General features: G+C 52.4%; 25 protein-coding genes. 2 read left to right on the forward strand and 23 right to left on the reverse strand.

Features of this window, described 5'->3' with window-relative positions:
* Window positions 1-12 precede the first annotated feature (12 nt).
* The 4 genes from CEK60_RS05840 to CEK60_RS05855 are packed head-to-tail and all read right to left on the reverse strand — an operon-like array spanning window position 13 to window position 6,574.
* Window positions 13-384, reverse strand: a complete 372-nt coding sequence (locus CEK60_RS05840) for a hypothetical protein (RefSeq protein WP_089038229.1) — start codon at window positions 382-384, stop codon at window positions 13-15.
* Window positions 371-739 carry a hypothetical protein gene (locus CEK60_RS05845; RefSeq protein WP_089038230.1) on the reverse strand — a complete coding sequence of 123 codons (369 nt, stop codon included), beginning with the start codon at window positions 737-739 and terminating at the stop codon, window positions 371-373. The genes CEK60_RS05840 and CEK60_RS05845 overlap by 14 nt, the downstream gene beginning before the upstream one ends.
* The gene (locus tag CEK60_RS05850) at window positions 740-4,921 is read right to left on the reverse strand and encodes a phage tail tip fiber protein (protein WP_089038231.1); all 4,182 of its coding nucleotides are present in this window, start codon (window positions 4,919-4,921) and stop codon (window positions 740-742) included.
* A 27-nt stretch (window positions 4,922-4,948) separates the two neighbouring features.
* Window positions 4,949-6,574: a hypothetical protein gene (locus CEK60_RS05855; RefSeq protein ID WP_089038232.1), complete on the reverse strand. Its 1,626-nt coding sequence runs from the start codon at window positions 6,572-6,574 to the stop codon at window positions 4,949-4,951.
* Between the two features lie 120 nt (window positions 6,575-6,694).
* On the opposite strand from CEK60_RS05855, the gene CEK60_RS22060 reads away from it, so the two are divergent.
* Window positions 6,695-7,078 carry a hypothetical protein gene (locus CEK60_RS22060; protein ID WP_157698004.1) on the forward strand — a complete coding sequence of 128 codons (384 nt, stop codon included), beginning with the start codon at window positions 6,695-6,697 and terminating at the stop codon, window positions 7,076-7,078.
* Between the two features lie 18 nt (window positions 7,079-7,096).
* Here CEK60_RS22060 and CEK60_RS05860 read toward each other — a convergent pair whose 3' ends face one another.
* From CEK60_RS05860 to CEK60_RS05940, 16 genes are all read right to left on the reverse strand, one after another.
* Window positions 7,097-7,513, reverse strand: coding sequence for a hypothetical protein (locus CEK60_RS05860; RefSeq protein WP_089038233.1), 417 nt, complete (start codon window positions 7,511-7,513; stop codon window positions 7,097-7,099).
* Complete coding sequence (locus CEK60_RS05865) at window positions 7,510-7,896, reverse strand: hypothetical protein (protein ID WP_089038234.1); 387 nt, start codon at window positions 7,894-7,896, stop codon at window positions 7,510-7,512. Before CEK60_RS05865 ends, CEK60_RS05860 begins: the two co-directional genes overlap by 4 nt.
* A gap of 5 nt (window positions 7,897-7,901) precedes the next feature.
* Complete coding sequence (locus CEK60_RS05870) at window positions 7,902-8,918, reverse strand: hypothetical protein (RefSeq protein ID WP_089038235.1); 1,017 nt, start codon at window positions 8,916-8,918, stop codon at window positions 7,902-7,904.
* Window positions 8,919-8,926: 8 nt separating this feature from the next.
* Window positions 8,927-9,457 carry a hypothetical protein gene (locus CEK60_RS05875; RefSeq protein ID WP_089038236.1) on the reverse strand — a complete coding sequence of 177 codons (531 nt, stop codon included), beginning with the start codon at window positions 9,455-9,457 and terminating at the stop codon, window positions 8,927-8,929.
* Window positions 9,457-10,158 (reverse strand): phage adaptor protein, encoded by a 702-nt coding sequence (locus tag CEK60_RS05880; RefSeq protein WP_089038237.1) that lies wholly within the window; start codon window positions 10,156-10,158, stop codon window positions 9,457-9,459. Before CEK60_RS05880 ends, CEK60_RS05875 begins: the two co-directional genes overlap by 1 nt.
* 3 nt (window positions 10,159-10,161) lie before the next feature.
* Complete coding sequence (locus tag CEK60_RS05885) at window positions 10,162-10,482, reverse strand: hypothetical protein (RefSeq protein ID WP_089038238.1); 321 nt, start codon at window positions 10,480-10,482, stop codon at window positions 10,162-10,164.
* Window positions 10,483-10,538: 56 nt separating this feature from the next.
* Window positions 10,539-11,483 (reverse strand): P22 phage major capsid protein family protein, encoded by a 945-nt coding sequence (locus CEK60_RS05890; protein WP_157698005.1) that lies wholly within the window; start codon window positions 11,481-11,483, stop codon window positions 10,539-10,541.
* A 51-nt stretch (window positions 11,484-11,534) separates the two neighbouring features.
* Window positions 11,535-12,470: a hypothetical protein gene (locus CEK60_RS05895; RefSeq protein ID WP_089038239.1), complete on the reverse strand. Its 936-nt coding sequence runs from the start codon at window positions 12,468-12,470 to the stop codon at window positions 11,535-11,537.
* 265 nt (window positions 12,471-12,735) lie between these two features.
* A complete protein-coding gene (locus CEK60_RS05900) occupies window positions 12,736-14,994 on the reverse strand; it encodes a portal protein (RefSeq protein ID WP_198361471.1) in 2,259 nt (752 codons plus the stop codon).
* Window positions 14,987-15,436: a hypothetical protein gene (locus tag CEK60_RS05905; protein WP_089038240.1), complete on the reverse strand. Its 450-nt coding sequence runs from the start codon at window positions 15,434-15,436 to the stop codon at window positions 14,987-14,989. Before CEK60_RS05905 ends, CEK60_RS05900 begins: the two co-directional genes overlap by 8 nt.
* Window positions 15,437-15,456: 20 nt before the next feature.
* Window positions 15,457-17,067 carry a terminase gene (locus CEK60_RS05910; RefSeq protein ID WP_198361472.1) on the reverse strand — a complete coding sequence of 537 codons (1,611 nt, stop codon included), beginning with the start codon at window positions 17,065-17,067 and terminating at the stop codon, window positions 15,457-15,459.
* Window positions 17,048-17,626: a hypothetical protein gene (locus CEK60_RS05915; RefSeq protein ID WP_089038241.1), complete on the reverse strand. Its 579-nt coding sequence runs from the start codon at window positions 17,624-17,626 to the stop codon at window positions 17,048-17,050. The genes CEK60_RS05910 and CEK60_RS05915 overlap by 20 nt, the downstream gene beginning before the upstream one ends.
* Window positions 17,627-17,792: 166 nt before the next feature.
* On the reverse strand, window positions 17,793-17,981 hold the full coding sequence (locus CEK60_RS05920) for a hypothetical protein (RefSeq protein WP_089038242.1): 189 nt from the start codon (window positions 17,979-17,981) through the stop codon (window positions 17,793-17,795).
* A gap of 338 nt (window positions 17,982-18,319) precedes the next feature.
* Complete coding sequence (locus tag CEK60_RS05930) at window positions 18,320-18,781, reverse strand: 3TM-type holin (RefSeq protein ID WP_089038244.1); 462 nt, start codon at window positions 18,779-18,781, stop codon at window positions 18,320-18,322.
* On the reverse strand, window positions 18,778-19,065 hold the full coding sequence (locus CEK60_RS05935) for a hypothetical protein (RefSeq protein WP_157698007.1): 288 nt from the start codon (window positions 19,063-19,065) through the stop codon (window positions 18,778-18,780). Before CEK60_RS05935 ends, CEK60_RS05930 begins: the two co-directional genes overlap by 4 nt.
* A gap of 32 nt (window positions 19,066-19,097) precedes the next feature.
* Window positions 19,098-19,451: a YcbK family protein gene (locus CEK60_RS05940; protein ID WP_089038246.1), complete on the reverse strand. Its 354-nt coding sequence runs from the start codon at window positions 19,449-19,451 to the stop codon at window positions 19,098-19,100.
* Between the two features lie 134 nt (window positions 19,452-19,585).
* Between CEK60_RS05940 and CEK60_RS05945 the strand changes: the two genes are divergently transcribed.
* Window positions 19,586-19,744: a YjzC family protein gene (locus CEK60_RS05945; protein ID WP_089040865.1), complete on the forward strand. Its 159-nt coding sequence runs from the start codon at window positions 19,586-19,588 to the stop codon at window positions 19,742-19,744.
* A gap of 142 nt (window positions 19,745-19,886) precedes the next feature.
* Here the strand turns inward: CEK60_RS05945 and CEK60_RS05950 are convergent, their stop codons facing one another.
* The 3 genes from CEK60_RS05950 to CEK60_RS05960 all read right to left on the reverse strand — a co-directional run bounded on the left by CEK60_RS05950 (window position 19,887) and on the right by CEK60_RS05960 (window position 21,682).
* Window positions 19,887-20,393, reverse strand: a complete 507-nt coding sequence (locus CEK60_RS05950) for a hypothetical protein (protein ID WP_089038247.1) — start codon at window positions 20,391-20,393, stop codon at window positions 19,887-19,889.
* A gap of 111 nt (window positions 20,394-20,504) precedes the next feature.
* Window positions 20,505-20,774 (reverse strand): DUF3892 domain-containing protein, encoded by a 270-nt coding sequence (locus CEK60_RS05955; protein WP_089038248.1) that lies wholly within the window; start codon window positions 20,772-20,774, stop codon window positions 20,505-20,507.
* 110 nt (window positions 20,775-20,884) lie between these two features.
* Window positions 20,885-21,682, reverse strand: a complete 798-nt coding sequence (locus CEK60_RS05960; protein ID WP_089038249.1) for a hypothetical protein — start codon at window positions 21,680-21,682, stop codon at window positions 20,885-20,887.
* Window positions 21,683-21,979: the final 297 nt, after the last annotated feature.

Genomic DNA, 21,979 nt, shown 5'->3' on the forward strand with positions numbered 1-21,979 from the left:
CAATTTAAAGGGTTATTGTAGCAGGGTTAGCTGTTGCTTAAATTCCTTTACCGCTTCATACATCTCAGCGGCAGTATTGGCTTTACGAATATTTGCTTTTGCCTTTACTCGATCTAGCTCAATGTGATGGCTTCGCAGCTGCCTTTTTTCGTGCTGATGAAGAACGGCGTTAACTAAAACATCTAGTGGCATTCCTAATTCTTTAGCCTCTGACTCCAGTAATTCACCGCAGCCCTCTCGGGCTTCCTTTAACTTCTGTTTATAAACGTCAGCTTGAGCAGAATCGATATGCCGCGCGTTTGCCGCATGCATATCAATCATTGATAGATAGTGCTCTTCAGCATCGTCTCGACTCGCGAAAGTACTAGCTTTAAGGGTCGCCAACAGTCACTTCCTCTGTGTAGTCTAAATATTCAACTAGCCCACTTAGCCGGATTTGATATGTACCCGGTACGTCATAGCTTATCGCCATTGGCTCAGAATCGGTCACAGCACTAAATCCGTTAGTTTCAACGGTTAGACCGACCGGAAGGCCGGTTAAAGTAACCACCAATCCCTCAGCACCTAGGTCAAACAGTACCTCTTCTTTTTCTTTAATTACATTAGGGGTGACTGTTACGTCCACATAGTGAGTATCATCAGAAATGTCCGAGCCTTCTGGAACTTCTATATAGCGAGCACCACCTGTAATTAACTGAGAGATTTCACCATTAAACTTTGAAACTACGTAAGTAGGCATTTAGTTATCCTTTAACGTCAGTGTGCTAATCATCCGATGGGAAACCTGAAACTGTAGGCCGCTCTGAGTACCTGCGCCGCGTAAATAGAGCCTAAATGTCCGACCGCTACTTTTTGCTGGACGCTCTATTGTGAAAGATATTGCTTGCCGTGTGTAATCAAAAGCGGTGTTTGAATAGCCCGCTCTAAGTACTTCTGTTGCATAGCGACTCACCCCGTCTTCTTCTAATTTCGCGTACACAGGGAATTTACCTGTGGTGTCTACGAGCACCCTGAATGAGCATGTAATTTGAATGGGGCCAGGGGATTCAGGTAAATACAGGGCTTGAATTTGCTTCCAGTTAGTCCACCCTCCCACATCATTACTGCCCCCCGCCGCACCAAGAACTATCGTACCGCCGGTGTAAGCAGATGAAGGGATGGTTATTGCCTGCCCTTTAACCTGTAACGTATCTACATAGGCATCTCCCGTATAAATCTGATTACCATTGATGCGCGTCGAGCCAGGGCGCGTCCAGCCGTCGGTACGGCTTTTTGCGGCTGCGCCGCTATTAGCGCGCTCCAGTACAAGCGATGCAGTCGTGCCTGAAAGCCCTTCATAGGGCAGCGAATCCTTTGTCGCTAATGCCCCTGCACCCTGTACGTTGCCGATATTAACAACACCGTTAAACTGGCCTTGGTTAAACTCGACGTTTCCGTTTTGCCAGATACGCCAACCCCGTTGGCCTGCAATGTAGTTACCCGACTGCACATCAGCGTAAAAGCGCGCTGCTTCCGCCACGCTGAGATTATCAACGTCAATCGCATCAGCACGGATTAAGCCGCCTGCCGTGGTAACCGGCGTACCATCATCAAGAAAGAACTTACCGATCGTAATTGGGCCAAGATGCCCCTCTTGAATAGAGCCATTTCTAATCATTGCGTTGTTCATATAGACAACGTCATCATCAATGATAAACGGTTTTCTCTTATTCCCATTTGTGCGGCCAATCCAGAAGCGGTCAACATCAAAACCCGCATCTACTTCAGTGCCATCGTTATAAATAGCAAAGCCGCCGATCAGCCCATTTACTTGGACTTTCGCAGTGTATAACGCACCTATTTCTTCAAGCTCTCCATCGACGCGCTTGATATTAGTCGTGAGATTTTGTTGCACTGAAGCAATGTCATCATCCAGCGCAGATTGCGCTGTAGTAATTGCCCGAGCGTTAGCGCTTAACTCGTCGTCGATACGGCTAACGTTCGTCGAAAGATTTTGCTGGACGGTCGAAATATCGTCTTCTAACTGGGACTGAACCGTCGTAAGTGCTTGAGAAGCACTATCAACACGGCCATCTAGTCGGCTAACTTGAGTGTTTAAGCTCTGACGTACCCCCGCAACATCGCCTTCCAAATCGGAACGCACCTCTGTTACTGCCTGAGCGTTGCTATCTATTCGCCCGTCAAGCCGCGTAACCTCAGTATTAAAGTCTTGTTGCACGCCAGCCAATGCATCATCAGTAGCGCTTTGAACATCGGTAATTGCCCGAGCGTTAGCGCTTAACTCGTCGTCGATACGGCTAACGTTCGTCGTAAGGTTTTGCTGTACGGTCGAAATGTCACCTGATAGTTGCGATTGCACCGTGCTGATAGATTGCGCTGCACTGTCAACACGGCCATCCAAGCGGCTGACTTGAGTGTTGAAGTCCTGCTGAACAACAGACAAATTAGACTCATATCCTGATTGAACAGCAGTGATTGCCTGAGCGTTTGCCTTATAGGCTGCGGCAACGACTGATTGCTCACCTTTCAAGAATGACACTTCAGTATTAAAGTCTTGCCGAACGCCCGCCAGAGCATTATCCGTCTCTGACTGAACCGCCGTGACTGCTTGGGCCGTCGCATCAACGCGGCCATCTAGCCGCGTAACCTCAGTCGTAAACTCTTGCCGAGCCAAAGCCAGATCGTCTTCGAGCGTCGATTTGATCGTCGTTATCTGCCCAGACAGTGCCTGATTTTCGTCAGCGAGCAGGTTTTGCTCCAGCTCAATCGCAGAAATAGCATCACCAAATTGCACTTCTATGCCATCAATGCGCAATGCCGTCGCGGCGCTATCTTCAAGCCGCACTTCGTCCAAACTGTAAAGCGTTGCAGACGCGGTACTGCGCGATGCAGAGATAACGCGCTGAACGGCTGCAAGTAGATCATTCTCGGTGGCACGCACACGAGATTCATCGGTAATGCGGGCCTCGTTTTCTCCCACACGCGCAGACATATCCAGCACATCACTGGCAACTGCATCAACAGCAGACGACCACGCCTCACGCTCAGCCGCTATATCTGCAGCATTCTGCTCAGTGAGCGCGGTCATTGTCCCTATATCGCGAGCCAGCGCGTCGAACTGAGTTGCACGGGTTTCTGTTTCGTTATTGATAGCAGCTGTATTGCCTTCCAGTTGTGACAAATAACCTTGCAACTGGCTGGCGACAGCTTGTTCTTGGTCAACAAGCGCTTGCTGAATTTGCTCAATTGCTGCTGTGACTTCTGGGATATCCGTTTCAGCGAACGTAACTAGCAGGCGGTCGACCTCGATACCGCTTCCACCGCCCGACGTACTCCCCCAAATGGCAACCGCGTGCTCTACCCCTCCAGTGCCTTCGGGGATATCAACGACAACATCGTAAAACGCCCATTGGTCGGTTGGCGTAAAGCGGTGCCACTGTGTTGACTGACCGCCCACCTGGTAGGCCAATGCAAATTCAGATGCCGCGTCCGAAGCTGGCTGCTTGGCGTAAACCGCCAGACGAATTTCGTGCCCCGCAAACTCTACCGCTGTTTCGGGTGAGATAACGCGACGGACACCGCCTGTATTTGGGTTAGCGATACCGCTGGTCGATGTGACTAATGCTGACTGCAACCCGCTGTAAACATCACCAGTCGCTGGCGTGATAGAGCTTCCGCTTGTTGCATTCCAAGAATCAAAGTCCGCACCCGGCTCGAATCCTGAGTTGAGTGAAGGCCTTGTGTCGAGGCGTGCCGATAGAATACCGACCTGCGTTGCCAGCGAGCTGTTTTGATCTATGCGGATTTGACGCTCGTTCAGGATCAGCGCATTGTTATCTTCGACACTGCCATACAGCTGATCAATTTGATTAGCGAAGACTTCGTTGTCATTAATACGAACCTGTGACATCGAGTAAATTGACGCTGCGTTTGCGTCATAAGTCGCCGCCATAACATTCTGCTGCAATGCTAATAAGCTATCTTCTAGCTCCAGTTGCTCAACGGCTTGGGTAATTGCGGTGGTGCGGTTTTCTATCTCGTCTTGAATCGCTTGCGCTCGTGCCTGAGCCTCAAACGTCAGTCCGTCAATTCGCTCGGCTCTTTCTTCATCAAGTGCGTCGATTCGGTCTTCACGCTCAGCAGCAATACGACTTGCAACGCTACCATCCAGCGACTCAGGTCCACGCAATTCCGCCTCAATGGCTGGGATACGGTCGATAGCAGTTTCAATGGGGTCAAGCCGCTCGATATTGGATTCAAGCGCCGGTATCTTCTCAATTTCTTCTCGGAGGGACTGCGCTAAAACACCCGCGTCAATCTCGCCAGTTAGCAGTTCAATGACATATCCAAGATCTGCCAACGGCGCGGCGTAGGTGCCGTTCGGGCTGTTCGGCGGGCCCTCAATATCAGCAACAGAAGTAAACGTGATCCAGTAGTAGTACCCTTTTAGCTTTGTCGGATCGTCAGGATCAACCGCATCATCACGCACGTAGTCTGTGTAAAAACCGCCCGCTTCACGGCCAATGACTTCTGCGTTAGCAAAGTTGTCTTCTTCGCTTCGAAAGATGTTGGTATAGGCATGGTTGCGGTACTGCTGGCCGGGGATAGTCCAGCTTAGATTGATCATGCCGTAGAAGCCGCCTTGGGCGTCAAAATTGGCAGGCGCCGGCGGTATGCTTAAATCTGGCGCTGGCGGCAGTGCGCCAGAATCTAGGTTTCCGTCCTGACCTGGCCGCATACCAGGTCTTAGCCTGCCAATACCGCTATCAAGCAGGTCGCGCAACGTTACTTTTCTGTCTAAAGGATCGCCCCGGACGCCCTCACCGGTTTCTAAAATCTCGGTCATTGCAGCAATCAGGGGGCGTAACTCGCTCGGTGCCTTCGGTGGCACAGGCGGCAGTGTCCGACGGCGTCGGTTCATGGGCACCTCACGGTGAGCCTGAAAGAGTTAAATCAATTCGCTGGGAGAGGTCGCGACTTGTATGGACTGCACTTCGTTGTTGCCTTGAATCTCAACGTCCCAATCACGGCACAATGTAAAGCCTGCAGGAAGACGAAACATATCAGGGCTGGTAATCCCGGAATCAAGAACAGTATTTCCATCGGCGCGAATAATAAGCCGCACAGGGTAGTTAGACGCAATAAGCTTGCCGCAGGTAAATCCTGCGCTACCAGGAGGGAATTCATGAAGACGCGAGCGCCAGGTATAATTCATGAAGTTGCCCTTCCCCCACGCTTTAATGGCACTGTTCTGGATCAGGTAAAGTGTGCCCGCTGCAACATCGAGATACCCGCCACTAGCGGTGATATCCAAAAACTCGACGCCTTCGCCTGGTGTAAACACCATGCAGCCGCCGCTGTAGAAGGCAAGGTAACGGCCATCGTAACGGTAAGCGTGCATGGTGCTGGGGTTCAGCGCTTGCCACTGGTCCTTGGTAAACACCTCAGCCGTCACCACGCGGGCATCGCGGCCTCCGGCAGCGACTAACCCTTCGTGCCCTGCGTAGATAACGTACTCGCCCATGTCGACAAGTGAACGCTCGGATATACAGGGCTGGTCAACGTCTAGCTGCATGGGTGACATAGCTTCGGGACTGGCACCACTGACAAGGTAGGGCTGCCCCTGTGTGGCCACGACCAGACCCGACGACGTGGCACCAATAGCAACTATGTTGTCTTTGAAAGCCAGCTGATACGCCACTGGCCATGCATGAGGCAAGTACGCCTCGCTAAAGCACAGCGTGTTTTCAAAGAATCCTGCCAGAATGCCGCCAGGGAGCGCGGTTAGACCTTGCAGTCTTGGGTCTGGCATATCCCACTCGACAGATGGCAATGCACGGCCAAGCTGGGCACTGGTGTAACTATCAAGATATTCACTTGCAGATGCGTTTACATTGGCAACGTACTGATAGATGCCATTCGACTCAGCACGGTAGATTCGCTTTGCCACAATGCCATGGCTGCCACTCGGCACGCCTGGGAGCGATAACTGCACTTCACCGCCAGCAGGCGCGCCACCCGTCATATCCCATCTTTCAATGATATTGCTGGGCACACTGGGCGCACTTTCTTCGCCGAAACGCGACACCAGCGTCACGACATAGGATGTTTCCAATGTCGTGGGCGGACGCTCGTCAACGGGTGCGCGATTACTCGGCGCAGATGCAGTCGGCCCGCTGCTTGGTGCGGGAATCCCCAGTCGATAGCCACCACCAGGATACGGCGGGGTCCCACTGGTAATATCGCTAATACCGCCCATTTTCGGTGGACCATCCCCCGTCCAATACACGCGGGAAAAATCATCATTCGCTAGTGGTGACTTCACAACGTGAACATTTCGCCCCATTCCCCAGGTCAGCCAGAAGCCTTGCCCATTGTTTCCGCTGGGGTAGCGGTAAAGCGTGGATGGATTCGCCACCGTGCTAAGCGACTCAACAATCAAGGGTGCGCGCTCAGGCTTGAGGGTACCGCGTTTGAGGTAAACATTACGCGCCCGCTGTGCGTTGTTTTCTGGCAACAGTCGAGCGTCCATTATCGGCAGCTCGCCACGAAAAGCGTTATGCTGTATTTTCATATTTATCTCATGGAATAAAGCGACCGAAAGATGCAAGCCAGTTACTTATAGATATCTCTAACACACATAAAAGTAGTTAAAATTTTTTAATTAAAACCAACATCATAAATAATAGACACAATGTTCAATAAACTTAAAAAATGCCGCTTAGCCTTACGAGCAGCTAAACTAGAAAAAAGAATTGAAAATTTAGAATCATTTAAAGAGCATGCTAGCAAAGAGCTATCTAACATCAAAATAAAAGAGAGGGAAAACGCGAGATACAAATTCTCTCATATCTCGGCATCAATATTATTTTTTTCATTTGGGGTTCTTATTTTAATTTTCAATGATTCATTCAAAGGGAATGTATACTGGAGCTCAGTATTCCCTACTACTTTTCAAGTTTCTCTTTTATTTTCAGCAAAAGAAAGGGGTGGGCTCGCCCTGGGCCTAAGCATACTATCAGTTGCAGGTACCGCGATTTCTCTCTATCTAGTATCGACTGGTTTTTTTAATACCTAAAAAAATCATCTTGTAGCGCTAATACTCTATAGCTTTGGCAGCTTCTATACTCTGCGATGCACGCACCGCTTTTACCAGCCGCTGCCGTTTCCCGGTCAGCTGCTGGAAATGAGTGAATCGCTCAGCATTATCAATCACCGCGTCACATAACTCCTTCATCGTCTCTGTGCCGTCTTCGCCGTTCCGGCCTAGTAGTATCGCGTCCAACACAGGCGTTGATGGCCGCTCACTCTGCGGGTCTTCATGCCACGCCAAGAATGCGCGCGCCTCAGCTTCTTGCGCAAGCCACGTTTGCTGCTCTATCGCCGGATACTCTCTGATTAGCGGCTCAGCCTCTGCGGCATACGCGGCGTTTATCTCGCGTATTTTCGATGCCTGGGCATCTGCTAATAGCTCAGCGGAAGTTTTTGCTGGAATAAACCACGGCTCGTTCATGATGTTAGTTCCCCCACTGGTTGCGGTACTACGACTGTCCATCCGTTATCGCGTTTAACGTATTTCGCACCCTCTGGTGCGTTGGTAGCGACGATATAGCAGCGATCGGGATTGTAATTAGCGGCATCAATCCATTCGTTGGTGTCGGACCAGTCATGTGAGCCATTCGTCGACTGGCACTCATACGCAAGTCCGCACTGGCCTACGGTTACGTGTAGTTCACCATCAATACGCTCGACGTTATAGATTCCCTCTAAAAGAGTATCTTCGTTGCCAATGAACTTAGCGCCTTCTGGGAACTGGGAAAGATCGAAATTTCCAACTCTTTCTTCTCCCACATTTGAATTTAAAGCTATTGGCTTAACCCTAAAACGTAACTTCATTGTTGTTACTCCCTCCACCTTCCTGATGCAGTTAAAGTGACGATGACCGGTGCCTGTGTACCCAGCGCATTGCTTCCTCGATAAACTTGCACCCCTGACGCACGCGAATTACTGAGTGAATTAGCCACCACTGAGTTTATTCTTTCGCTTGCTATGGTAGTGCTACAAGTACAAAAGGATGCTACTTGAGGGGCACTTATGAAAAGTTTAGGAAAATCCCAGTTCCAGATGTTTGTGCGATAAGGATCAGTAAAAGTACCCGATCCGAATTCACCTATATCGGTTACCTCAAATGTTTTTCCGCACTCCATACTGCCATCTGCAAATTTACGGTAACGTCCATCTGGGGTATTACCTGTTTCAATAATCGCCCCAGTAGGAACACCAGCTAGATGTGAAACAGGGCCTAGAACATTTTTATCTGTGTATATACGAGAATCACTGTCCCAAATTGCTTCACCATCAGTAATAGTGCCTGTTCTAACCACTAACTCACTAGACGTAGAAAAAAGGCGAAGAGTGTTATAGACGCCAGGGCCAGACCTCCTGTTAACATTAATTAGAGGCCTGTACTGGGCACCAGCAGGGAAATTAATACCTTGAGAGCCAGTACCTCCAAAGAAACCAGAGGGAAGCGAAGCATTTCCATCTGTGACTACTGCGGAGTTACGGTCTGTGGAACCTAGACCAAACGCACCTACAGCCATCAAGTCATCGGTGCCGCCACCAACAACCCCTCGCCCAAGTAGCGGCCCCAGCTGATCAATCACGCTGTTCAGTTCATTCCTGTCAGGGAACTCAGCGATCAACTCGGCGCTAGATCCCTGACGGCGGTAGAGACGCATATAGGCACCGTTACCTGGAACGCTGAAATATTTACCATCAGCCGTGTTCTGACGCCCCTCTGTGATCGTTGAGTAGATCGCGTTAAGACCCATCGCTGCGTCGCGGAAACGCACTACTTCTTCTTGCAGCTTGGAGTTCGTTTGTTCTAGCTGTACGACAGCCTGCTCGAATGACATAGCGCCCCCTAGATAAATCGTCGTGGTTGAACGCGTGCGCCCTGCTGCTGCCCGTACACTGACAATCGGTAGGCATCGTTAATGCCCGCCGTAAAATGCGTTTCGTGATACGCCGCTTGCTCGACGTTTCTCCACGGTTGAGGCAGCAACAGCAGTCGATGAGTAGCGCCATGACGCAGGGTTTCAAAGTATTGGTCGCGTAGCTCGGCGGGTAGTGCATTGTCAGACGTTGGCTTGACCGCAATGCGCGCCGTGTAAGTGTCGGCATTGCGCTGCCGATGAATGGTCACTACGTCAGGCGCTGGCTGTCCATAGTCCGCGCCTGGCATCATGGCTCGGCCATTGCGGTACACGGCTAGTGCGCGCACGCAGGTAGTGTCAACAGGGGCCATAATGGCCCCCTCGCTGGTGACTGGCGCATCAACAATCCATGCATTGCCGTCCTGACACAGCCGAAACTCTGACCAGCGAATAGCATCACGCACGCTCATCAACGGCGCTTCTGGAACGTCCTGCACCACCGCTTGCAGCAAATCCATTACTGACGCGTCCGCGGTGGGTTAGATGAGTTATCAGGCGCGTTAGGCGAGATAGCGCGCGCGACTTCCACCTTCTGCCCCAGTGCGCCCATGTACGCCTGCATGTGCATTTGTGCGCGGTTCAGGTTCGCGGCGTGTTCAGCGTCTTTCGAATACGCGCGATACAAGATGTAATCGGTAATCACCGGGGCGTAGCTGTCGTTGAGACGAATCGGGTCTTCTTTCAAGCCATCCAATCCCAACGCAACATCGTGCGGTGTGGGTGTTGATGAATAGATCAGCTCGACTTCGGCACCCTCATCAGCAGGCGGGTACACATAAAACCGCGTAGGGTCTTGGTCATCGAATACGTACTGCTCAATGTTCACGCTAGGCTCGTCGGCGTGCCAGCTGCGGCGCGTGGTATCCAGTGCACGGCGACTGGTCACCAAAATACCTAGTTTATCGCTGAGGTCTGCCGTATTACGGACTACATCAATGAGGCGAAGACCATCGTCAGGTATCTCTTGCCGGGTTCCTGATACAAGTGGCACCGCTGCGTTGATTGAAGAGGCGTCGGGTTTAATCTGAACGATGGCCTGGTAGCTCTCGTTTAGCCAGCCGATCAGCTCCTCGTTGGTCCAGCGGGTACCGGCGGCCGTCACTTCCTGCAACACCAACTTGGTGTTACGAATGACGGTGCCTACAGTTGTGACGGCCATTACTTACACCTCCTGCATATAACGGTTTTTAGCCAGTGCAGCCGTCCACGGGAATGTGCGCCCGTTTTTCAGATGCTTGAGCATGCGCCCCTGATACTTAGGCTTTTCGGGCTCTTCAGGCTCGGTTGGCGTCTCGTTAGGTGTAAGCTCTTCAGGCGTGGTGATACCCTTTTCTGCCAGCGTTTCAGCGGCTTCAAGCAGCTCGGCGCGGATGGTCTCGACGCCTTGGCGCTTATTGAGTTCAACACCTAACTTCTCGGCTAGTGGGTCGAAATCATCCTTGGTCACTGCTTCTTCAATCTGCTCAATCAGTGTCTTGGTCATGCGTGTTTCCTCACGGAAAGTAAAACGCCACCCCGAAGGATGGCGTAGGTGGGCAATTAGGCGGCGCGTTGTGCGTACAGATGCCCCATAGCGTTGGGATCAATGACCTCATAGCCAAAGACATTCAAACCGCGCACCAACTGACCGAAGTCATTCGGGTTTTTCAGGTCTTCCATCTTGGTCATTTGCGACGCAAACGTGAGCGCCTTCTTATGACCAAAGATGCAGTTTGTGGCCTGCTTGGTGGTTGTTGCGTCTGTCACCTTCGACATGTTGTTACTGACATACACGTCGAAGCGGTCGAGCATGCCCACCTTGCCGTTACGGAATACCGAGGTGTTGTCACCCATGGCACTCGCGTCGCGTAGGTCCGATTTCTTGAGCATGCCGTTCATCCAGGCAGGAATGACAATCCAACGACCATCATCTGGGACGTTCTGCTCATCGAGTACTGAACCGCAATCCACAAATACATCGAGGATGTTGGTTTTGTTCACGTCCACCGGCGCACCGGCTTCGCCCATGTTGTAGCCACCGGACTCAAGACCCGCTTCAGTACCAGCGTTCTCAGCAGCCGCGTCAGCAAACACGTCTCCGAGAATCACCTTGTCGATGGCAATTTTCATCTGCTGGCCAGCATCATCTGACCAGTTATTCATCAGCTTGATGTCTGATTGGTACTCATCGACATTATTCACTTCAAAGGCAAAGTACTTTGCCTTATCAATGTGAAGCTCGACCATATCGCTGGTCGGTTTATCATAGCTGAGGCCACCGCCAATCTCGTAGTCTTTGATCGTGATCGACGGTGTGGTGCGGATCATCACCGTGTCGCCTTGCGACTTAATTTCTCCTTCATAATCCGTATTAGAAATTTCAGCGAAACACGTTCGCGTATACAACTTTTCAATCATCTTTCCCGACCAGACCTGTGGGATAAACCCGGAGGCGGACGTGCTGGAATAGTCGGGATGCGATGCGTCGCGTGCTGGACCTGCCATTGGAATAACCTCTTATCGCCTCACGGCGAGGAATCGGAACCGCCAGCCGGGTTATCGAACCCGGCCTTCACGTTGGGCGGCGAATATGTCGGCTTCCAGGCGTTGCGCTTCGTCAGCGGAGTAGCGGCCAGCGGTCTTGTCACGATAGAACTGGGTAATGTCGGCACCCGTCCACAGCTTCCCGCCTTGCGAACTCGGCGTTGGGGCTGCTTTCGTGGTGCGTGGCTCCACTTGTTCATCGGGGACTTGGCGCTGCTGCTGCGTTGGCTTCGCCTGGTTCAGATAGAGTTTGAAAACGTCAGCTACCCCTTTGGCGTCTAGCGAATGTTGCGCCTGACTGAGTGCCTGTTGGTACTGCTTGCCCGTTTGGGGATTGAATGTACTAAGGAATTGCAGGAACGCCGGTTCGCTATTGATTTGCTGATAGTTGGGCACCGCTTGCTCTAACCCGATCCAGAAACGCGCTTCTGCATCCTCTTGCTTCTCAGATTCAAGACGCTCAAGGCGTTGTGCGATCTCTGTGTTGGGCTGTTGTTGCTGGGAGCCGCTTAACCGCATCATTAGCGATACAAGGTCGTCGCCATACTCTTCTTTGTAGCGAGCTAGCTCTTCATCGCTTACACCTGGCAGCGACTGCTTAGGCGCGTCGGGTGCTTTACTGGCATCGGCTAGCTGCTGCTTTAGCTGTTCAACCTCTTTGCGCAGTGCTGGTACTTCGGTGTCGTACTTGCCGCGAATGACGTTAAAGCGGTGTTCCCAGTACAAAGCGTCTTTTGTCTCCGCTTTGGGTTCGGCTTTAGGTTCATCTTTCGGTGGCTCAGCGGGTTGCGTATCGGGTTTGTCAGTGTCCAGCGTATCAGCGTCGCGTGGCGGGTTTTGCTCGCTGCCAGGAGCCTTGGCTTTATCGGCGTCGGGATTCTCTGGTTCGCGGTCAAAGTGCTGTGCGGCGGCGTCAACTTGCGCCTGTACGGACTGGGGTAATGACATTTCAACTCCTATGACGCCTCTTGGCGTGTCTGTGAGCCGGACTTAGCCGGGGTTCACGATTCGGGTAACGGGTTCAACCTGCAGTGTTGAGCGTTGCCCACAAAAAAGCCGCCTCCGGAGAAGCGGCTTGCTTGTGAGGCCGGACGCATCCGGCTATTTAAAGCGCGCATCGACAAAGCGCGCATCGATCACGTCACGCGCGCTTTTTAATTTCTCAATCAAACCGGCCAACGCGGTCGCCTCGCCCTGCTTGCGCGCAATCTCATTACTGTCGCGGCATTGCTCCAGTTGGTTGCGACAGTCCTCGCGCTGGGAGTTGAGGATATCCAGCAGGTGCTGGCCCTCGGGGCTGTTGTGGATTCGCGACAGGGCTTTCCACTGCTGCTCGTTCATTCGCACCTCTCTGGGTTTCGGCTATCAACTTGGCAATCTGTGCTAGCAGATGTTGGGCATCCAGCGGTGCCATTTGCTGGGCGATTTGTGTGTCAGCTTGGGTTTCGGCAGCGTCGGCGCCGTACTTCTGTGCCTGCGCCTGCTTAACGGCCACTTCGGCTTGGGCCTTGGCTTGTTCGATCTGCTGCTGGGCTTCTAATTGCGCCTGCTGTGCCTTCTGCTGCTCGGCTAGGTTCTGCTCCATTTGCTCTTGCGTGGGGATCAAGCCGGGCATATCCAGCTTTTCGGCCACGCTATCCAGCAGTTTGCGACGGCCTTCCATACCTACAATTCCCATATCCATTTCATTCTGAGTGAGCTGCAGGAACTGCTGGCGTAGCATGTTCGTCTGTTCGCGTATCAACATGGCTGAGCTACCGCGCGCGACGACATTACAGTCACCCTTAATGCTCGGGTCTTCGCTGTACTGCATGTTGTGTAGCCATAAAGCTTCAATTACACGGCGCATCACGCCACGGTCAATGTGCCGTATAGCGTCTTTGATGCCTTTGTTTGCTGACTCCATCAGCATTGATAAGCCACTAGCGGTGTTACCAGCACCACCAACATTCTCATTGCCGTAGGTGTATCGTGGGATGTTAGTGGCATCGTCTGCGCGCCGCTCAAACTGATCGTAAACAGCGAGTAGTTCAGCAGCGTTACTGCTGGGCTGGTAGAAGCGAACAGCGGCGTTATTACCAGTGACCTGGCTGTCTTTAGTACGCCAGATTTTCCACGGATAAATGTTGGTCGGGTCCTCTTGCGGCTGCAGGCGATCTTCGTACACTTCCACCTGCGGCCCTGAACTAATAGCGAGGTTGTTCACTAGGCTTCGCGCGGTGGCGTTGCACACGTCTTGAATATCGGCCATGAGTTCAGGGATGGCTTGGCCCCAGAAACTGCCTGGTACTGGCTGGTAGCTCGCTTTGTGATAAGGGCGACGCTCTAGCGGGTCGCGGTTAATGCGAACGCGAATAACGTGCTGACCAATCAAGATGGCCTCAATCTCATACTCTGCCAGCGGGTCTTCAATATCGTCAGGGTTAACGCCCCACTGCAGCAGCGTCACGCCTTGTGCACCACCAGAATAAATAAGGCCGTCGATAGTTTCGCCGTGGGTCAGCCACTCATGGCCACGCCCTTCTAGCTCAGCACGCTCGCCGTCGGTCCATAGCCAATCACGCAAGCCGCCTTGGCCGTACTGCTCTAGCACGCGACGGATAGATTCTTCATTGAATGACGGCACACCAATCAGCTGGTTGAGCTGCATCCGAGTAAAGCGAGCTCGCTCAATGATGAACGCGCCGTCATCCACGTTTGTAGCGTCAGGACTGGGATACATATCGAACGGAGATACCCGCTCGAACTCAGGCCGGATAGTGGTGCTCTTGATCGGCTGCCAGCCTTCTAGCCATTCCAGTGTGGGCACGCGCCGTAGGATCGGCGCACGCACAAACGCGCCTGGGTAGGTAACGAAGTCATCAACGAACTGTTCAAATGCTTCAGACCAGCCGCCCTCGGCTAGCTGATCGGCAATCACGTCTTCATGGCGTTCGGCAGCTTCCTCTGCCTTCTCTTGCGCCATTTGCCGCACTTGCTCACGCGCTTGTTCGATCAACGCGGCCATATCAACCTGTTGGCCTTCCTGCTCCGCCTGCATGGCTTGCTGCTGCATCTGCTGGAATACAGGGGCAATGTACTCGTCGGGCACGTCTGCCACCGGTGTAGGCTGTAGGCCCCACGGCTGCTCATTCGCAGGCATCATAATGTCGCGAATCCAAGCCCCGGCAGCGCGGCACTTAGTGGCGGTCAACATCATGTAAATCTCGGCACCGCCTTCTTTGCGGATTGCCGACAGCTTGTTAGGGTCGTACTCGCCTTTACGACGACGCAGACAATCCAACAGTCGGTATTCAACTTCTTGCTTGGCTGTCTTGGCGGATTCCCATGACCGGCGAATGTGCGCACCCAGCGACGACTCCATGAGCTGACGACGGCGTTCCTCCTCGACCTGCATTTGCTGAGCTTCGGCGGCTTGCTCGGCGTGCATCTCAGTCGCCGACTTGTATTGCAGTAGCCCCAAACTAGCCATTAGCAGCACCCTGCGTTATCGCACGGTAAATAGCGGCATCAGCGGCACGCTTGTGGGTACGCATCCGTTGCACGTTGCGGCGCATTGGGCCTAGCTGCTTAAAGAGATCGGTCACGTAGCCAGCGGGATCGTCTAAGAACTCAAGCAGCTTGACGTTAAACGTCACGCCCATATTGCCCTCAACTTCAAACTGCAGGCGCATGCCTGGCTCTGGCGTCGTGACCTTCTCTTCGATGATGATCATATCGATCTGCACATAACCCACGTCCGGGCGAAAGCGCTTAGAGGGAATGGGGATACCGTGCTTCATCAACTCTTGCGCCATGCCCATGGCAGCATCGCGGGCAAACTTCTCAATTTCCCGGCTTTGCAGGCCTGACAAGCGCAATGCTGCCGTGCGCGCCCGCTGTTGCTGCGAGCCGTTCGGGGTGGTGTGGATCATAGCGCCTCCCGGCGGGGTGATTAAGTGTGTGCGCCCCAGCCACCGCGTGACGAGCGGTTAGCGGGCGTGGCGGGCAGTTGCGCCCTTGCAAACAGTGATGAACGCGCGAGGGTTTCTAGGGCCTTGGCACCGTGGGATGCCCAGTCATGGCGAGGCGTTGACTTGTACACACCGCGCTTGTCGTCCCATTCTTTCCGGTAGTTATCGAGGCATAGCACGCCCTGATGGCAGGCCTCTTCGTCAATCCAACACATTGGCAGGAATTGACGCGTCGCTTGAACACCCTCGGCGTGGTTGCTAATGCGCGGTACCGTTTCAAAGTTAATGCCGAAGCCCTTGGCAACGTCGGAACGACTCAGGCCAGTACCCAACTCTCTAACGGCTAGATCGTGAGGACCGAAGTGGCCACCGTAGCGATACCCCTTTTTGTTCAACAAGTCGGCGTAGTACTCAATGCCCTCGCCTTCACCTTCCAGATAGTCGACAAGATGCACTTCACGCCCAACGACTTGAGCAAACCAAATCGCCATCGTGTCATTCATCCCTAAATCCCAACCGGTATAAACCGGCAGACTGGGATTAACCTGCACTTCAGACGTGAGGCGCTTGTTCTTGCGCAGGAACTGCATTTGTGTGGCGAAGTAAGCGCCCTCAACAGACTGACTAAACGCTTCCTCTGGCGTGCTGGGATATTCCCGCTGCATATCATCCTGCAGCTTTTCCGCTTTCTTGGCGTACCACGCACGCTGGCCGTCGGTCGTATTGATGCCGTGCTTGTGTTCAAGCTGCTCGAAGTATTCCGCCAGACGCTGCGGTATCACGACGCCCTTGGGGCTCATCGTGTACGTAGGCTCTTGCCACCAAGGGAAGAAATGAAACTGAAAGTCCATTTCCGTCAGCGTGCGGCCCATTTCCTTGAGCTGCTGCGCGGTCTGCGAGTAGTCGAAGAAATATCCCTCGCGGCCTTCGGCGGTCGATTCCAGCGTTATTTGATTGCCAATACCGACGGCTTCAAACGCACCGGTGACGATCTCCTTGGCCTTATGTGGAAACTGGCGGCATATCTTGCCGAACTCAGATACGTGTAAACGCTGGAGCGTGCCGCCACGGTATGACGTGCTGACTTTGATGCTTGAGCCGTTATCGAAGACATAAGCGCCGCTACCACTCTTGTCACTGATTGCCTTGGGTATCTTGGTGCCCAGCATTTTCAGCAGTGCGTGCCAGGCGTCGTCGATATTCTCGTAAGCGAAGGTGATCTTGTTTCTGAAAATGTCCTGGGCATCTTCCAGTTTGTGACAGATACAGCCCGCCGCGAAGTTATCCTTGAACAGACAGTCATCCAGCGCGTCGATCATCTCGAACGTTGTGAAGCCCAACTGGCGAGCCTTCAGTATCAAGTCAAGGCAGTGGCCATTCAGGTAGCGCTCCCGCTGCGCCTTGTTAGGCTTGAAGCGCACTTTCTTACCTGACTTATTCTTGATCTTGTAGAGCGAATTGAGACGAAACCATTTGAGGCTAAGCGCGGCCAGCAAGTCAGCTTTATCGGTTAGCCTGCCTTTCGCGTGTGCTCGTAGGTATGCTTCTGCGCGCTTAACCTGGCGTGCCCGCTCACTCGGTGGCAGGATCATTAGGCGCGACCTCTGCCATGAGCTCTTCAAACGACTTCACGCCGTCGTCTTTGTCGTTGACATCAAGCCCGTAGTTCTGACGTTCCAGCTTGATAACGCGGTCTAACGCCTGGGTGCCGTGGCCCATGCACTTACCGACATACTCAAGCGGCACGTCTATTTCAGCAGTACCACCCGAGGGTAGCTCGACAGCGATCTTGCCTTCGGCTAGCTGGCTTTCCAGGAGCTCGGCATAGCGCTCAGCAATACCCCGCCAACGATCCAAATTCTTACGATGCCCCTTAACGACAGCAGCGTTTTCGTTCGCTGCATACTCAACGATTTGATCATCGTCATTGTCGAAAGCAGCTTGGGCCTCCGGCGACAGAGACGCTTTGGTGATTTTCTGCTGCGTCCGCTCACGTACCCGCTCAGTTAGATCCTTTTCCCAATTTCCCTTCTTTGCACGGCGGGAGATAGTGGAGCGATGAACGCCGTGGCGCTTTTCGAGCTGAGTCATCGAGAAACGACCAGTGCGGAATTCGCGCTCGATCAGCTCCCAGTCGTTTCGTTGGGCCATACAAAAAACGCCGCCCTTGCAGGCAGCGTCTCCATAGAATAGGTGCCGGACGCTTCACAGCGTGCGGCGAGGGTGGCACTGCCTCACGGCATGGCCGATGTGCAACGCTTCACAGCGTGGCGTGTCGCCTCACGGCGAGAAATCTAGTGCCTTCAAGAGGCAATGTTCACTCTTTATCAATACTAAGGTGCATCCAATGAGCCGCTTGATGGAGTACAGCTACAATCATTCCCCAACAAAGCCCCTCGGATTTAGCATCCTCAATTGCATCCCTAATTTTATTTTCGAAACGTTCAGATGCTGCCTCCCCTAACGGGGTTAGAGACTTTTGTCTAGAAAACTCAGAAATAGACATTTCAACACTCCAGCAGATGTACACTTACTAATGGTCGAAGATTAATTCGATCAACATGGTTTCACTAGCGAGGTGATCAACATGGCAACGAACCCTCCTTCAGGAGATGGCAAGCGTAACGGTGCGGTTAAGGGTCGATCTCAAACACAAACCCCTTCCGGCAACTGGGTTAAGCGGGACACTTCTACTGGACGATTCATGGATCAGAAGACAAGTGACCAGACGCCGTTCAAGGGAGTTAGAAAGGAGAAGAAGAAGTAATACCATTCCGGGCTGTTGTAGCAGTCCGGTTTAACAAGGGATATGTATCACAATTACTATTAAGCTCGGCTCTGAAGCTATCTCCCTTTAATCTCTCTATATAAACCTTGCGCTTTAGCTTGTTCTCGGGCCACTTGCCCACTTTGCCACGTTGAAATGCCTCGCTCAGCAGTCTGGCCAGCAATATAGCCACCAACACCTAGCGTCATGAGATTCCAGAGTGCGTCAGGTAATGGCAAGGTCAAACCCACGTCAAACATGGCTGATAGATACGGCGCGATCAGATAGTTGTTAGCAACGATAGCCACGATGGTAAGCATCAGAATCGGGCGCCAGTTGCGTTGCAGCCAGCTTTCCCCTGCCGCCTCTGCTAGTACAACTTGCATCTGAGCTTTAAGTGCGCTGTTTTCTGCATCAATCAACTGCGCCTGAATTTCATGCTTGAGGCGCGCCGCTTCGTCTTTGTCAGTAACAGCCTTGTCGATCACGCTGAACAGCGGACCGGTAATCACCGATAACGCTTTAGCTGCAATGCTCACTGCACACTCTCCAGCGCCGACACGCGGCTGTTCAGGTTGTTGATGCGGCTCTCAATCTCGTCAAGCTCACGGCGTGCATCAGTAGCGCGGTAATAAGTATCGCCCCAGCTTTTAAGCTCCTGGCGCATTTCTTGAAGCATTAAGCCCTGCATGGTTAGCCGCTCTTCTAAAACGACTGACTGTTGCCCCAGCTTCACTAATTCAGAGCCAGCCCAAATAATCAGCGCCACTAACAGCACTTGTATCCCTGTCTGCATATGCCGCTCGAATACGGATGGTTTCACGTCGCGCTCCTGGGGCATTACGCCGCCTCCCATTACCAGCGAGCCGGGCCATTGGAACGCGTATCAACGTGGGTAAACGTCGAGTAGCGACCAAGGCTGGCAGATGGAAAGTTGGCGGCCAGCCAGTCGTAAACGGCATCAGGTTGAACGCCAGAAACGCGAATATCAGCAGCTCGGCCAAAGGTGTGCTGGCTATTGGGCGCGCCGCCTACACGGCGGTTGTAATCTGGGCAACGGCAGCCGCTATTGATGATCACCGGCTTGCCGAAGTGAGTGCGCACGGCCTCAAGGATCACGAGCGTATCAACGTCTACGGTGTCGAAGCCGCATCCGCAGTTACAGGCGAACTCGGTGCGGTGAAAATGCTGGCTTATCTTATTGGGCATATAGGACTCCGGCGCCTCACGGCGGGGGAAATTGGTTTGACCCTCTTGTTAGAGTATTGCGCACTCCCTAATAAACTATGCTGAGAGGGCGTACTCAACAAAAGGCATTAGTTATGGCAACTAAAAAGAAGGTTATGTATGAACCAGGGCAGAAACCACCAAGCCCAGGCTTGTATCGAGAGGTAGGTCCTAGGGGTGGAGAGGTACCTAACGCTCGACAAGTGCAAACCACATCAGATGACGGCCATTTACCGCCCACTCAGGTTAAGGGGAATAACTGGGTGAAGGTGTAAAGGCAGAATGTTCGGTTGAACTGAAGAAGGCTTGGTGGGTGCTCCTGAGTCACCGTGCGACTGCATGCCGCCTCGGTTGGCTTCCCTTACTAACCAAGCCATCTCTAATGCAACCTAAACAAAAAGCCCGCTGAGTAGCAGGCTATTTTTTCAAGTAGTCCTCGATAGCTTTAATTTCTTGCAACAGCTCATCCCACTTTATGCTATTACCTGAGCTTTTGCTCCAATAATCAAGCTTCTCATGCAGGGTGGCAGGGATTTGAGGATAGTAATCATTAACCAATAGGTATAGCTCGCGGAATTGTATTAATGCTTCTTCTTCATCTCGCCTAAGGTTATTCGGTAAGGGCTTTTTTGGTTCAGTCCTTTTGATAGCATAATTTTCCTGGCTCTTTCTTTTAATTACTTCAGCATGGTGCTTGCATTCTTCACACAGCTTTAAAATTCGTTCTCGCTTTTCTTCAAGAGCAACTTTTTTTTGCGCTCTTGTAGCAGCCATGTAGCTAAAGTAGGCACCAAGCCCAGCCCCTATACCAGCACCAAGTAGTGTAAAAAAACCGCCAGCAATGACCGCCTTCCAATCGGTCTCGGGCGCTTCAACAACGATTTGCAATGGTAGGCTTAGGTATTCTGGCAGCAACGGCGGCACTCGCAGGGCCTCATAGCAAAACGCCCCGGCTCAAAGCCAGGGCGTAGAATTGGATAGTGAAGATAGATTAGCCATTTCAGGCACATCATGCAAGCACAACCTTTTTCACTATTAACAATGAGGTAGATTATCGAGGTTATTTGAACAGGAGGAATCAGGATTCGTCCGCAAATATTTATTTGATCCAGTGCCAACAACAAGTACGTTTGCTCGCCTCCCGTAAGAGTCTTCTACGTAGTAGGAGTGAGCCCGCGTTTCGATGTCATTAATTGCGTTAGCCTTGCTTCGCGGTGACCAAGTGCCTGCATAAGCTCCATTGCATAATCGGAGAATATCGCCATCGCGATCTTTGCCTGTAGCTGTAACTCTGCGCTCTGCCATTTGTATGTCCTTTCGTTAATTAATTTTAGGAGTTGCAGAGTCAGGGAACGATATATTCAACCTTATGGCAATGCCCCTTAGGGCGTAAGAGAATGCTTACAGCTTTTTTTTTAAGCAGCTCTTGGTATTAAAATCGCAACCGAGCCTAATACTTGGCACTCCCAGCGATCCAGCGTATCAAGCAACCGCTCCCACACGCCCCGCCAACAAGTACGCCCATGCGCAGACCAACGGCGCACCTCAATCTCTTCCCCATGCTCCTGCTCAATCCACGCAGCAATGCGCCGAGGGTTGTGCAACCCTGGCCTGTTATAGGGATATGTCGTCTCAGCGTGGTGGTGTATCGCAGCCGACACTATCCAACGCAACTGGCGCACCGCTTCCACTGATGGACGTTCATTTTGGCCTTGCCCAGGCAAGCGCATTTGCATGCCAACGTGCATCAACGCGGTGTGCAGCCACTCCCGATCTTCTGCGAGCTCATCCTTAGTAAATGGCCCGAAACAGTAGCGTGCCAAAGCCTGCAGGTGTTGCGGTTGGTTCTCGACGGCACTGATTACTTGGCCAGCCTCCAAGCCATGCACGATCTTCCAATCATTGTCGGGGCAAACGCCCTCATTACTCGACTTCGATACATCCTCAAGAGCAGTGCGCATTTCAGATAAGCGGCGTTCGCTATTTGCTACTGCCCGCTTCAGTTCATCGAGGTTTGCGTCAAAAGGCCCTGCGTTACTGAGCGCCTTCACGTTGCGTTTATGCTCTGCTATCAAACTGCGCAGCTTGGCACCGTTATCACCCACCTTTTCACGTATCCGTTTGAGGTTGTCGAACAAATCGGCAATAGGGCTGTTCCCGCGTCGCGTTTGATACGCCTGAAATATCATTGATCGTGCCGAGTCGTAACGCATCACTTCCCCCTACCGTTGCGTTTTCGTTGCGTTATGGCGCAACTGTTGCGTTTTGTTGCCTGCCGTGTTGCGTTTATCTCTGCAACCACTTCATTCCAAACGTCTTTTATCCGTTGCGGTGTTGCGTGCGGGAACTTCTTTTCCCACTGAGCGTGTACTGCTCTACGTTGCTCACTTGGTACCGCTAGCATTTGTCGTGCAATGAACTTCACCTCGCACTCTCTGGCCCATTCGTGCCACTCAGCTGGGTAGCCATTCACCCCACCAAGCGGGCGACCATCTGGCCATTGCGTTGGG

The organism is Halomonas sp. N3-2A, assembly GCF_002216165.1.
Taxonomy (GTDB): Bacteria; Pseudomonadota; Gammaproteobacteria; order Pseudomonadales; family Halomonadaceae; genus Vreelandella.